The sequence below is a fragment of the Pseudomonas sp. yb_2 genome, from assembly GCF_043103905.1.
In the GTDB taxonomy this organism is placed as follows: domain Bacteria; phylum Pseudomonadota; class Gammaproteobacteria; order Pseudomonadales; family Pseudomonadaceae; genus Aquipseudomonas; species Aquipseudomonas alloputida.
On record NZ_JBICKH010000045.1, the window covers coordinates 60,798 to 73,870 of the forward strand.

Consider the following 13,073-nt stretch of genomic DNA (forward strand, 5'->3'; position numbering starts at 1 on the left):
ATGAGCAACGCTGTACCTGTGGGAGCGGGCAAGCCCGCGAAGCAGCCAGCACCGCCAGAACGGCTTAACGCAGCTCAAGCACATCCTGCATGTCATACAGCCCCGGCTCACGCCCGTCCAGCCACAGCGCCGCACGCACGGCACCCTTGGCGAAGGTCATGCGACTGGAGGCCTTGTGGGTGATTTCCAGACGCTCGCCTTCGGCAGCGAACAACACGGTGTGATCGCCCACCACATCGCCGGCACGCACGGTAGCGAAACCGATGGTCTTGCGATCACGCGCGCCGGTTTGCCCTTCACGGCCATACACGGCCACTTCCTGCAGATCACGGCCCAGCGCATTGGCAACCACTTCACCCATGCGCAGTGCAGTACCCGACGGCGCATCGACCTTGTGCCGGTGGTGCGCCTCGATGATTTCGATATCGACATCATCGCCCAGCACCCGCGCAGCCATATCCAGCAGCTTGAGGCTAAGGTTGACCCCCACGCTGAAGTTGGCGGCGAACACGATTGGAATGTCCTTGCCAGCCTCAGCCAACAACTGCTTCTCTTCGACTGTAAAACCGGTCGTGCCGATGATCATCGCCTTGCCGTGCTTGCGGCAGAACGCGAGGTTTTTCAGGGTCACCGAGGGATGAGTGAAGTCGATCAGTACATCGAACTCGTCGGCAACCTTGGCCAGGTCGTCGGACAACAGCACGCCAATTCGGCCAAGTGCCGCCAGCTCTCCGGCATCAGCCCCGACCAACGAGCTGTCAGGGCGATCGATCGCCGCAGTCAGCCCCGCGCCCGGGGTTTGTTGCACGGCTTCGATGAGGGTTTTGCCCATCCGCCCCGCCGCGCCCATCACTGCAATACGTCGCATAACCTGTTCCTTGTCAGAGATCGCCGAAGAAGCGCTTCACACCATCGAACCAGCCGCTGGCCTTGGGCGAGTGGGAACTGTCACCTTCCAGCGAATCACGCAGCTCTTCGAGCAGCTCGCGCTGACGGCGACTGAGATTGACCGGGGTTTCTACGGCCACACGGCACAGCAGGTCACCCGCACCACCACCACGCACCGGGGCAACACCCTTGCCACGCAGACGGAACTGCTTGCCGGTCTGGGTGCCTTCCGGAATCTTCAGCTTCACGCGACCATCCAGGGTCGGCACTTCCAGCTCGCCACCCAGGGCAGCATCGGTGTAGCTGATCGGTACCTCACAGTACAAATGCTTGCCATCGCGCTGGAAAATCTCGTGCTCACGCACGCTGATCACCACGTACAGGTCGCCAGTCGGGCCACCATGAGTACCGGCCTCGCCCTCACCCGACAGACGGATGCGGTCGCCGGTATCGACACCTGCCGGCACCTTGACCGACAGCGTCTTGTATTCCTCGACACGACCTTCACCATGGCACGAAGTGCACGGGTCGGTAATGATCTTGCCTTGGCCATGGCAGCGCGGGCAGGTTTGCTGCACCGAGAAGAAGCCTTGCTGCATGCGCACCTGGCCGATGCCGCCACAGGTCGGGCAGGTCGACGGGGTCGAACCCTTCTTGGCACCGGAACCGTCGCAAGGCTGGCAGTTGACCAGGGTGGGCACGCGGATACTGACCGTGGTGCCACGCACCGCTTCTTCCAGGTTCAGCTCCAGGGTGTAGCGCAGGTCGCTGCCGCGCTGGGCACCGCCTCGACCACCACCGCGACCACCGCCGCCGAAGAAGTCGCTGAACACATCGCCGAAGATGTCGGAGAAATTGGCACCACCAAAGCCGGCACCACCGCCACCCATGCTTGGGTCGACACCCGCATGGCCATACTGGTCGAAGGCCGCACGCTTGCTCGCGTCTGACAGCACTTCGTAGGCCTCGTTGGCCTCCTTGAACTTGTCTTCCGATTCTTTATCGCCCGGGTTGCGGTCCGGGTGATATTTCATCGCCAAACGGCGGTAAGCCTTCTTGAGGTCCGCTTCAGTGGCGCCGCGCTCGACACCCAGGACCTCATAATAATCACGCTTGGACATAGGTCATTTGCACCTTGTTGGGCGTGTGGCATCTGCGCCACGCCATCAGCACCCGCCTGCTACCCATTAAGAGCCACTGACAGATGCTGTAAAAATTCTCGAATTCCAGATACGCCAACGCGGGAGCAAGCCCCCGCGCGGCGACATCCTACCAGCTCACCGGCAAACGACGGGGAACTGGCCGACAACATGCAGGGATTACTGCTTGTTGTTGTCTTTCACTTCTTCGAACTCGGCGTCAACCACGTCATCGTGCTTGGCTTCCGGCTCGGCCTGCTGCGCGCCACCCTGAGGCTGTTCAGCCGACTGCTCGGCGTACATCTTCTGGGCAACCGGAGCAGAGACCTTGGACAGCTCTTCAACCTTGGCGTCGATGGCAGCCTTGTCGTCGCCTTTGACAGCGGCTTCCAGGGCAACAACGGCGGCCTCGATGGCGGTTTTCTCTTCAGCGGTAACCTTGTCACCTGCGTCAGCGACCATCTTGCGGGTCGAGTGTACCAGCGCGTCACCCTGGTTACGGGCAGCCGCCAGCTCTTCGAACTTGCGGTCTTCCTCGGCGTTGGCCTCGGCGTCACGCACCATACGCTCGATCTCTTCGTCCGACAGGCCGGAGTTGGCCTTGATCACGATCGACTGAGTCTTGCCGGTGGCCTTGTCTTTCGCACCTACGTGCAGGATGCCGTTGGCGTCGATGTCGAAGGTCACTTCGATTTGCGGCACGCCGCGCGGTGCTGGCGGAATGTCAGCCAGGTCGAACTTGCCCAGCGACTTGTTCTGCGCAGCCTGCTTACGCTCACCTTGCAGCACGTGAATGGTCACGGCGCTCTGGTTGTCGTCGGCAGTCGAGAACACCTGCGACTTCTTGGTCGGGATGGTGGTGTTCTTCTCGATCAGCGCGGTCATCACGCCGCCCATGGTTTCGATACCCAGGGTCAGCGGGCTGACGTCCAGCAGCAGGACGTCTTTCACGTCACCGGCCAGTACCGCACCCTGGATGGCAGCACCCATGGCAACGGCTTCGTCCGGGTTGACGTCCTTGCGCGCTTCTTTACCGAAGAAGTCGGCCACTTCTTTCTGCACCAGCGGCATGCGGGTCTGACCACCGACCAGGATCACGTCGTCGATCTTGCTGGCGTCGATGCCGGCGTCTTTCAGGGCGATGCGGCAAGGCTCGATGGTACGCTTGACCAGGTCTTCGACCAGCGACTCCAGCTTGGCGCGGGAGATCTTCACGTTCAGGTGCTTAGGACCGGTGGCATCTGCAGTGATGTACGGCAGGTTGACGTCGGTCGACTGAGCGGACGACAGCTCGATCTTGGCTTTTTCTGCGGCTTCTTTCAGACGCTGCAGGGCCAGAGGATCGTTCTTCAGGTCCATGCCCGACTCTTTCTTGAACTCGTCGACAAGGTAGTCGATCAGGCGCATGTCGAAGTCTTCGCCACCCAGGAAGGTGTCGCCGTTGGTAGCCAGTACTTCGAACTGGTGCTCACCGTCGACTTCGGCGATTTCGATGACCGAAACGTCGAAGGTACCACCACCCAGGTCATAAACGATGACGGTGTGGTCGCCCTTGGCCTTGTCCATGCCGTAAGCCAGTGCAGCGGCAGTCGGCTCGTTGATGATGCGTTTTACGTCCAGGCCAGCGATGCGGCCGGCGTCTTTGGTCGCCTGACGCTGGCTGTCGTTGAAGTAGGCCGGAACGGTGATGACCGCTTCGGTGACTGGCTCGCCGAGGTAGTCTTCGGCGGTCTTCTTCATTTTCTTCAGGACTTCGGCACTGATCTGCGGCGGAGCCATTTCCTTGCCAGCAGCCTCGACCCAGGCGTCACCGTTGTTCGCCTTGACGATCTTGTACGGCACCAGCTTGATGTCTTTCTGCACGACATCTTCTTCGAAGCGGCGGCCAATCAGGCGCTTCACTGCGAACAGGGTGTTGTGCGGGTTGGTGACTGCCTGGCGCTTGGCCGACTGGCCAACCAGGATTTCGCCATCGTTGGCGTAGGCCACGATCGAAGGGGTAGTACGCGCACCTTCGGCGTTTTCGATGACTTTGACGTTACCGTTTTCCAGAATGGAGACGCACGAGTTGGTGGTCCCCAGGTCGATACCGATGATTTTACCCATGTTAACTCTCCCGAAACTTGAATTTGGTAGCAGCGACTACTTTGGCCAACTGCGGTAATACTTGAAGGCTTGACACCTAGATGGGGATGCCCCGAAGGATTTCAAGCCTTTTCATTGATCGAGGGTTGCGCCGCGCTCGGCGCCTTGCTGACCACCACCATGGCGGGGCGCAGCAGGCGGCCGTTCAGCAGGTAACCCTTCTGGAACACGTTCAGCACGCTGTTTGGCTCGACCTCGGCGTTTTCCTGCATGGCCATGGCCTGGTGGTGCTCAGGGTTGAACGGCTGGCCGTGCGGGTCGACGGCTTCAAGGTTGTAGCGCTTGAGGGTGTCCTGGAACATCTTCAGGGTCAGCTCGACACCTTCGCGGATCTGCTTGACGTGCTCATCGTCGGCACTGGAGTGAGCCAGGGCCAGTTCCAGGCTGTCGATCACCGGCAGCAAGTCGCTGGAGAACTTCTCCAGGGCGAACTTGTGGGCTTTCTCCACATCCTGCTCGGCACGACGGCGTACGTTCTGCAGGTCGGCAACGGCGCGCAGCGCCTGGTCCTTGGCTGCGGCCAGCTGTTCCTCGAGCTCCAGAACACGGGTATCAGCTGCATTGCCTGCACCGGTTTCTTCCACGTTAAGGTCTTTCTCGTTCAGCTGCTCATCAGCCATGGGGTCTCTCCTGCGCAATTTTGTGGACTGCGAGCCAGGCTCGCCTTGGATGTCGGCTATATGGGGCCGGAAAAACCAGGTTCAAGGGGCAAGGTGGTTTTCAAGGCTGCAACAGAATCTGCGAAGGGGCATTGGCAGGCCTGAAAAAAGTACTGTATAAATAACCAGACCTGATTTCCGGGAGCCGACCCCATGCTGGTGCACCTGTCCATTCACAACTACGCCATCGTCGAGCACCTCGACCTCGAAATCGCCCGTGGCATGTCCGTCATCACTGGCGAGACCGGCGCCGGCAAATCGATCATGCTCGACGCTCTCGGCCTTGCCCTGGGCGACCGTGCCGACAGCGGCGTGGTGCGCCCCGGCACCGACAAGGCAGACATCCTGGCCACCTTCGACCTGGTGGACATTCCCGAAGCGCACGCCTGGCTGGCCGAGCGCGACCTGGACAACGAAGGCCTGTGCATCTTGCGCCGGGTGATCACCGCCGAAGGCCGCAGCCGCGGCTACATCAACGGCACGCCCTGCCCGCTCGGCGACCTCAAGGCGCTGGGCGAACTGCTGATCGATATCCACAGCCAGCACGAGCACCAGTCCCTGCTCAAGACCGACACCCACCGCCGCCTGCTTGACGAGTATGCCGGCGCCGTCGACCTGGCCCGCCAGGTACAGCTTGCAGCCAAGCGCTGGAACCAGACCCGCCTGGAGCTGGAGCGCCTCTCCAACTCGGGCGACGAGCAGCGCGCCCGCCACCAGTTGCTCAGTTACCAGCTGGAAGAACTGGACAACCTCGGCCTGGGCGAGCACGAACTGGAGCAGCTGGAACAGGAACACAAGAACCTGACCAGCGCCGAAGCCCTGTTCGGCATCTGCCGCCAGGTCATCGACCAGTGCAGCGAAAGCGATTCGGGCAATGTGCTCAGCGCCCTCACCTCCAGCCTCAACCGCCTGGGTGCCGCCACCAATTCGCCCAAGGCGCTGAGCGAAGCGGCCAACCTGATCGCCAGCGCGCAGATTCAGGTCGAGGAAGCCGTGGGCGAACTCAACCGCTTCCTCGACAACTTCGACGCCGACCCGATGCGCCTGCAAGCCCTGGAAGAGCGCCTGGACACCATCTACACCCTGGCACGCAAACACCGGGTGCACCCCACCGAACTGCCCCACCTGCAACAGCAACTGATGGAGGAGCTGGAAGGCCTTAACGCCAGTGACGAGTCGATCGAGCGGCTGGGCGAAGAGCTTGCCGCCTACGCCCAGCACTATAAAGAGAAGGCGCGCGAACTCAGCGGCCTGCGCCAGCAAGCGGCGCAGCAGCTGGCGGGCGCGGTGGAGCAGGAAATCCAGCGCCTGGGCATGCCTGGCGGGCGCTTCTGCATCGAACTGACAGCGAACGAAGGCGCCGAACTGTCACCCCATGGCCTGGAGCAGATCGAACTGCTGGTCAGTGCCAACCCTGGCCAGCCGCTCAAGGGCCTGGCGAAGGTGGCGTCGGGTGGCGAACTGTCGCGTATCAGCCTGGCGATCCAGGTCATTACTGCGCAGACCTCGCGCATTCCTACCCTGGTGTTCGACGAAGTCGACGTGGGTATTGGCGGGCCAACGGCAGAAATCGTCGGCCAACTGCTGCGGCGCCTGGGCGAGCGCGGCCAGGTACTGACCGTGACCCACCTGCCGCAGGTGGCGGCGCAGGGGCATCACCATTTGTTCGTGCACAAGGTGCGCAACAGCGACACCACCCACACCGCCGTGGCTAGCCTTGGCAAGCGTGAGCGCGTGGAAGAAGTGGCGCGGATGCTCGGCGGTATCGACCTGACCAAGGAATCTTTGGCGCATGCGCGCAAGATGGTGGTGAGCGGCAAGGCCTGAGCCTTGCTTTTCCAGGACGATTCGCGGGCACGCCCGCTCCCACAGGGTGATCACAGGATCTGAAACCTGAGGTGTACCTGTGGGAGCGGGCGCGCCCGCGAAGAGGCCGGCACAGACAACAAATCTTTTAGCCCCAGAAAGCACAAAGGCGACCCGAAGGTCGCCTTTGCTATCCATAACGAAAAATCGTTACTTCTTCTTACGCACGTACAGGACCAGATTGTGGTCCACCAGCTCGAAGCCATGCTCGGCTACGATTTCGCGCTGGCGCTTCTCGATTTCGGCATCCATGAATTCGATGACTTCACTGGTATCCACGTTCACCATGTGGTCGTGGTGACCGCCATCGGCCAGCTCGAACACTGCATGACCGCCGTCGAAGTTGTGGCGAACCACCAGACCCGCCGCCTCGAACTGGGTCAGCACGCGATAGACGGTGGCCAGGCCTACATCCTCGCCAGCCTCCATCAGCGCCTTGTAGACATCCTCTGCACTCATGTGACGCTGCTCGGTAGAGTCGAGCATCTGAAGGATCTTGACTCGAGGCAGGGTCACCTTGAGACCGGCTTTGCGCAATTCGCTATTTTCAACCATGGTCAGCTTTCTCGCCGATGCTGCTTCGCAGCTTCTCTTAATACGGGTATGATCGGGGTTTACGTTGTCCAGCCAAGATAGTGGAAGTCGCCCACCGATGCAAAACACCAAGCTCTTGCTAACCAGCCTCACCCTAGTGGGACTGCTCGCACTCGCCGGTTGCTCGTTTCCCGGGGTTTACAAAATCGACATCCAGCAGGGCAATGTCGTCACGCAAGACATGATAGACCAATTACGCCCGGGAATGACCCGCCGGCAAGTAAGGTTTATCATGGGCAACCCGCTGATTCAGGACACCTTCAACACCAATCGTTGGGATTACCTGTACAGCCTGCAGCCTGGTGGCGGTAAGCGCCAGCAAGAACGCATGAGTGTATTTTTCAACGAAAGCGATCAACTGGTCAGCCTGTCTGGCGACTTCATGCCAGGCGTAAGCCGCGATCAGGAAATCCTCGGCGGCAGCAGCGATACCACCGTCAGCCCGGCCACCGAGCCAGGCCAGACCGAACAGCCGGCAGCGCAACCTGAAGAAAAACCGGCCAAGCCTGGTTCGACCGAAGAGTCCATCCAGCGCGAGATCGACACCATCGAGACCACCCCGGTACCGACCCCGGCACCGCTGGAAACCCGCTAAGCGGGAACAGCAGATGCAAAAAAGCCCGGACCTGGTCCGGGCTTTTTGTTTGCGTCTTATCCGTCAGGCATTCAATTGCTTGGCACGCTGACAGAACGCATCGACCAGTGTGTTGGCCGCCTGATTGAATAGCGGGCCCAACGTGGCGCGCACAATCGGCCCAGCGTAATCGAAGGACAGGTCCAGGCTGATCTTGCAGGCTTTTTCACCCAGCGCCTTGAACACCCAAACACCATGCAGCTGGGTGAACGGCCCTTCTTCGAGGTTCATTTCGATGGACTGCCCCGGCACCAGCACGTTACGCGTCACGAAGTGCTGGCTCATGCCACCCTTGGCCACTTCGAGCTTGGCACGCATGTGTGTATCGCTGGTTTCGATCACCGTCGAGGCCGAGCACCACGGCAAAAACTCAGGGTAGCTGGCCACATCATTGACCAGATCGTAAAGCGCCTGGGCGGGGTATGGCAGCAGGGCGGAGCGTTGAATATGGGTAGTCATCCAGGCGTCACTTCCAAGGCTGGGTGGCGGCGCTTCGCAGCGTGCCGAAAACAGGTTCTGTGCGTATGACAGGGTTTGTATTGTCCGGTATTCATTCCAGTGGCTCAAGCACACCGAAATCCCATAGCGGACGACGCGCGGACTTGCCTATAATGCCGCCCCTATGGCTAAGCAAAAAAAACATCCGACCGGGACCATCGCGCAAAACAAGAAAGCGCGACACGATTACTTCATCGAACACAAGTTCGAGGCCGGGCTGGTCCTGTCCGGCTGGGAAGTAAAAAGCCTGCGAGCCGGCAAGGCGCACCTGACTGACAGCTACGTGCTGCTCAAGGACGGTGAGGCCTGGCTGTTCGGCAGCCACATCACCCCGCTGACCACGGCCAGCACCCACGTCATCGCCGACCCTACACGCACCCGCAAGCTGCTGCTGAACAAGCGCGAGCTCGAGCGCGTGGAAGCGGCCGTGGCGCAAAAAGGCTACACCTGTGTGGCTTTGGCGCTGTACTGGAGCAAGCACCTGATCAAGTGCGAAATCGCACTGGGCAAGGGCAAGAAGGAATTCGACAAGCGCGACACCATGCGCGAACGCGATTCCAACCGCGAGCTGCAGCGGGCTGTGCGGAACAAGGGCAAGGAAGAGTAACTACTCTTCAACCTGTTCCGGCCTCTTCGCGGGCAAGCCCGCTCCCACAGGAATGGCACCAGATTCAAGCCCGGCGCCTATCCTGTGGGAGCGGGCTTGCCCGCGAAGAGGCCGGTACTGCCCATAAAAGCCTCAGCGCCCGCTGCGCCGCTCTGCCCGCGCCACCCGCTGGGCTTCTTCGTGCGCCTCATGCAGCACCTCCTGCACATACAAAATGTGCCGGCTGGACACCTCCCGCGCATCCTCCGCCCTGCCCTCGACAATCGCCAGGTACAGTTCCCGGTGCTGACTGATCAGCATGTCCCGGGTTTCGGTGCGCTGCTGGTACATGCCCCCGATGTTGGTCACCACGTTGCGTTTGAGCAGGTCGAACAAACCCCGGATGGTGTGCAGCAACACCGCGTTATGGCTGGCCTCGGCGATCGCCAGGTGGAAGCGCGCATCAGCCGCGCCCTCTTCCGCACGGGTCACCTCATCGACCCTGGCATAGCAATCCTGCAGCGCATCGAAGGCCGCCTTCAAGCGCGCCCGGTCCGGTTCGGTGGCACGTTGGGCAGCGTAATAGGCGCAGGACGCCTCCAGGGTATGGCGGAACTCGAGCAGGTCACGCTGCGCTTCGGCACTGTGCTCAAGCAACTGCAGCAACGGGTCGCTGAAGGTGGACCCCAACGACTCCGCCACAAAATTGCCCCCGCCCTGACGGCTGACCAGCAGCCCCTTGGCCACCAGCTTCTGGATCGCCTCACGCAGTGACGGGCGGGACACACCAAACTGCTCGGCCAGGACGCGCTCGGCCGGCAGCCGCTGCCCCGAGGTCAGCGTGCCTTCCAGAATCATCCCTTCCAGCCGATCGACAATGTCGTCGGACAGGCGCCGTTGGCGTACCTGATCAAAAACCATCACATGCTCTCCACAAACCCCCGGCAAATTTCAGGGGGTGCCTATTCTCGCCGATCCAGGCCACGCAAACACCCATCAAGCCGCGATTTTCCCAGCACATCAGATGCCCGCTCATCGGTACGCGACCAAAGTTTTGCACAGGACAAATTGACACACCCACGGCAGCGCTTTTAACCTAGCGACCAGCCATTGTAAATTGGTCTTACCAATTATCCAATGCCAGTGCCTGACCAACAACAATTAGGGGCCACCCCATATGCAAACCTGGCAACAACTCTATAGCCCGCTTGGTAGTCTTGGCCTGTCCGCACTGGCGGCGGTCATCCCTATCGTGTTCTTCTTCCTGGCCCTCGCCGTGTTCCGCCTCAAGGGCCACGTAGCGGGCAGCATCACCCTCGCGCTGTCGATCCTGGTGGCGATCTTCGCCTTCCAGATGCCTGTCGACATGGCCCTCGCCGCCGCAGGTTACGGCTTCCTCTATGGCCTCTGGCCAATTGCCTGGATCATCGTTGCCGCGGTGTTCCTGTACAAACTCACGGTCAAGAGCGGCCAGTTCGAAGTGATCCGCAGCTCGGTGCTGTCGATTACCGACGACCAGCGCCTGCAAGTGCTGTTGATCGGCTTCTGCTTCGGCGCCTTCCTCGAAGGTGCGGCAGGCTTTGGTGCACCGGTGGCCATCACTGCCGCACTGCTGGTGGGCCTGGGCTTCAACCCGCTGTACGCTGCCGGCCTGTGCCTGATCGCCAACACCGCGCCAGTGGCCTTCGGCGCCCTGGGCATCCCGATCATCGTGGCCGGCCAGGTCACCGGTATCGACGCCTTCCACATCGGCGCCATGACCGGCCGCCAGCTGCCGCTGCTGTCGCTGTTCGTGCCGTTCTGGCTGGTGTTCATGATGGATGGCCTGCGTGGCGTGAAGGAAACCTGGCCTGCCGCCTTGGTCGCCGGCCTGAGCTTTGCCGTCACCCAGTACTTCACCTCGAACTTCATCGGCCCGGAACTGCCAGACATCACCTCGGCACTGGCCAGCCTGATCTGCCTTACCCTGTTCCTGAAAGTCTGGCAGCCCAAGCGTGCGTTCAGCGAGGCCAAAGGCAGTGTCGGCGCAGCCGTTGTGCAGCCAAGCGGCAGCCAGCCTAGCCCGTACAGCTTTGGCGAGATCTTCAAGGCCTGGTCGCCGTTCCTGATCCTCACCGTGCTGGTCACCATCTGGACCCTGAAGCCGTTCAAGGCGGCTTTCGCGCCGGGCGGCGCGATGTACAACTTCGTGTTCAACTTCGCCATCCCGCACCTCGACCAGCTGGTGATCAAGACCGCACCGATCGTTGCCGCGCCGACCGCCATGCCAGCGGTGTTCAAGCTCGACCCGATCTCCGCCACCGGCACCGCGATCTTCCTCTCGGCGCTGATCTCGATGGCGGTGCTGAAGATCAACTTCAAAACTGGTCTTACCACTTTCAAGGAAACCTTCTGGGAACTGCGCTGGCCGATTCTGTCGATCGGCATGGTGTTGGCCTTCGCCTTCGTCACCAACTACTCGGGCATGTCCTCGACCATGGCCCTGGTGCTGGCCGGTACCGGCGCCGCGTTCCCGTTCTTCTCGCCGTTCCTCGGCTGGCTGGGCGTGTTCCTGACCGGCTCGGACACCTCGTCCAACGCCCTGTTCAGCTCGCTGCAGGCCACCACCGCGCACCAGATCGGGGTCAACGACACCCTGCTGGTGGCAGCCAACACCAGCGGCGGCGTAACCGGCAAGATGATCTCGCCGCAATCGATCGCCGTGGCCTGCGCCGCTACCGGCCTGGTCGGCAAGGAATCCGACCTGTTCCGCTTCACCGTCAAGCACAGCCTGTTCTTCGCCACCATCGTCGGCCTGATCACCCTGGTCCAGGCTTACTGGCTGACCGGCATGCTGGTTCATCACTAAAGTGAAAGGGGCCGGGCGCCGTCGCGCGCCCGGCACTCCCACAAGCAACGCTGCGAGAATCCATGATCATTTCTGCCTCTACCGACTATCGCGCCGCGGCCCAACGCAAGCTGCCCCCCTTCCTGTTCCACTACGCTGACGGCGGCGCCTACGCCGAGCACACCCTGCGCCACAACGTCTCGGACCTGGCCGGCATCGCCCTGCGCCAGCGCGTGCTGAACAACATGTCCGAGCTCAGCCTGGAAACCAAGCTGTTCGACGAAACCCTGAGCATGCCGGTGGCCCTGGCCCCGGTCGGCCTCACCGGCATGTACGCCCGCCGTGGCGAAGTGCAGGCAGCGCGCGCGGCAGCCGCCCATGGCATCCCGTTCACCATGTCGACTGTGTCGGTGTGCCCGATCGAAGAAGTGGCGCCCGCCATCAACCGGCCAATGTGGTTCCAGCTGTATGTGCTTAAGGACCGCGGCTTCATGCGTAATGCCCTGGAGCGGGCCAAGGCCGCCGGCGTGAAGACCCTGGTGTTCACCGTGGACATGCCCGTACCCGGCGCTCGCTACCGCGACGCCCACTCTGGCATGAGCGGCAAGAACGGCCCGCTGCGCCGCGTGCTGCAAGCCATGACCCACCCCGAGTGGGCATGGGACGTGGGCGTGATGGGCCGCCCGCATGACCTGGGCAACATCTCCAAATACCGTGGCAACCCCACCGGCCTTGCCGACTACATCGGCTGGCTGGGCAACAACTTCGACCCGTCCATTTCCTGGAAAGACCTGGAGTGGATCCGCGAGTTCTGGGACGGCCCGATGATCATCAAGGGCATTCTCGATGCCGATGACGCCCGCGATGCGGTCAAGTTCGGTGCCGACGGTATCGTGGTGTCCAACCACGGCGGCCGCCAGCTCGACGGCGTGCTGTCCAGTGCCCGCGCCCTGCCGGCGATTGCCGACGCGGTCAAAGGCGACCTGAAGATTCTGGCCGACTCGGGCATTCGCAGTGGCCTGGACGTGGTGCGCATGATTGCCCTGGGTGCCGACACCGTACTGATCGGCCGCGCCTTCCTCTATGCCCTTGCCGTGCATGGCCAGGCCGGCGTGAAAAACCTGCTTGAGCTGTTCGAAAAGGAAATGCGCGTGGCCATGGTGCTGACCGGTGCCAAGTCGATCAGCGAGATCACCCGCGACTCGCTGGTACGCGAACTGGGCGCCTGAACGCCTGC

Annotated in this window: 12 protein-coding genes; 5 read left to right on the forward strand and 7 right to left on the reverse strand. The window is 61.7% G+C overall.

The window, feature by feature from the left end; all coding sequences use genetic code 11:
- Positions 1-64: 64 nt before the first annotated feature.
- The 4 genes from dapB to grpE form a co-directional block, all read right to left on the reverse strand.
- A complete protein-coding gene (gene dapB / locus ACF8FB_RS11000; RefSeq protein WP_003249933.1) occupies positions 65-868 on the reverse strand; it encodes a 4-hydroxy-tetrahydrodipicolinate reductase in 804 nt (267 codons plus the stop codon).
- Between the two features lie 13 nt (positions 869-881).
- Positions 882-2,009 (reverse strand): molecular chaperone DnaJ, encoded by a 1,128-nt coding sequence (gene dnaJ, locus ACF8FB_RS11005; protein ID WP_010955365.1) that lies wholly within the window; start codon positions 2,007-2,009, stop codon positions 882-884.
- A 198-nt stretch (positions 2,010-2,207) separates the two neighbouring features.
- Positions 2,208-4,133, reverse strand: coding sequence for a molecular chaperone DnaK (gene dnaK, locus ACF8FB_RS11010; RefSeq protein WP_010955366.1), 1,926 nt, complete (start codon positions 4,131-4,133; stop codon positions 2,208-2,210).
- A 101-nt stretch (positions 4,134-4,234) separates the two neighbouring features.
- Positions 4,235-4,792, reverse strand: coding sequence for a nucleotide exchange factor GrpE (gene grpE, locus ACF8FB_RS11015; protein WP_010955367.1), 558 nt, complete (start codon positions 4,790-4,792; stop codon positions 4,235-4,237).
- Between the two features lie 192 nt (positions 4,793-4,984).
- Here grpE and recN point away from each other — a divergent pair, with 192 nt between their 5' ends.
- Positions 4,985-6,658, forward strand: coding sequence for a DNA repair protein RecN (recN, locus tag ACF8FB_RS11020; RefSeq protein WP_392511334.1), 1,674 nt, complete (start codon positions 4,985-4,987; stop codon positions 6,656-6,658).
- A 189-nt stretch (positions 6,659-6,847) separates the two neighbouring features.
- Here recN and fur read toward each other — a convergent pair whose 3' ends face one another.
- The gene (gene fur / locus ACF8FB_RS11025; protein WP_003249922.1) at positions 6,848-7,252 is read right to left on the reverse strand and encodes a ferric iron uptake transcriptional regulator; all 405 of its coding nucleotides are present in this window, start codon (positions 7,250-7,252) and stop codon (positions 6,848-6,850) included.
- Positions 7,253-7,349: 97 nt separating this feature from the next.
- Here fur and ACF8FB_RS11030 point away from each other — a divergent pair, with 97 nt between their 5' ends.
- Positions 7,350-7,886 (forward strand): outer membrane protein assembly factor BamE, encoded by a 537-nt coding sequence (locus tag ACF8FB_RS11030; RefSeq protein WP_010955369.1) that lies wholly within the window; start codon positions 7,350-7,352, stop codon positions 7,884-7,886.
- Between the two features lie 63 nt (positions 7,887-7,949).
- On the opposite strand, the gene ACF8FB_RS11035 is transcribed toward ACF8FB_RS11030, so the two are convergent.
- On the reverse strand, positions 7,950-8,384 hold the full coding sequence (locus tag ACF8FB_RS11035; protein ID WP_014592414.1) for a type II toxin-antitoxin system RatA family toxin: 435 nt from the start codon (positions 8,382-8,384) through the stop codon (positions 7,950-7,952).
- A gap of 163 nt (positions 8,385-8,547) precedes the next feature.
- On the opposite strand from ACF8FB_RS11035, the gene smpB reads away from it, so the two are divergent.
- Positions 8,548-9,030: an SsrA-binding protein SmpB gene (smpB, locus tag ACF8FB_RS11040; protein WP_003249914.1), complete on the forward strand. Its 483-nt coding sequence runs from the start codon at positions 8,548-8,550 to the stop codon at positions 9,028-9,030.
- 132 nt (positions 9,031-9,162) lie between these two features.
- On the opposite strand, the gene ACF8FB_RS11045 is transcribed toward smpB, so the two are convergent.
- The gene (locus ACF8FB_RS11045; protein ID WP_010955371.1) at positions 9,163-9,930 is read right to left on the reverse strand and encodes an FCD domain-containing protein; all 768 of its coding nucleotides are present in this window, start codon (positions 9,928-9,930) and stop codon (positions 9,163-9,165) included.
- Positions 9,931-10,186: 256 nt separating this feature from the next.
- Here ACF8FB_RS11045 and ACF8FB_RS11050 point away from each other — a divergent pair, with 256 nt between their 5' ends.
- Both ACF8FB_RS11050 and lldD read left to right on the forward strand, forming a co-directional pair.
- Entirely contained in the window at positions 10,187-11,857 is a 1,671-nt protein-coding gene (locus ACF8FB_RS11050; RefSeq protein ID WP_010955372.1) for a lactate permease LctP family transporter, read from the forward strand.
- A 62-nt stretch (positions 11,858-11,919) separates the two neighbouring features.
- On the forward strand, positions 11,920-13,065 hold the full coding sequence (gene lldD, locus ACF8FB_RS11055; RefSeq protein ID WP_003249907.1) for an FMN-dependent L-lactate dehydrogenase LldD: 1,146 nt from the start codon (positions 11,920-11,922) through the stop codon (positions 13,063-13,065).
- Positions 13,066-13,073: the final 8 nt, after the last annotated feature.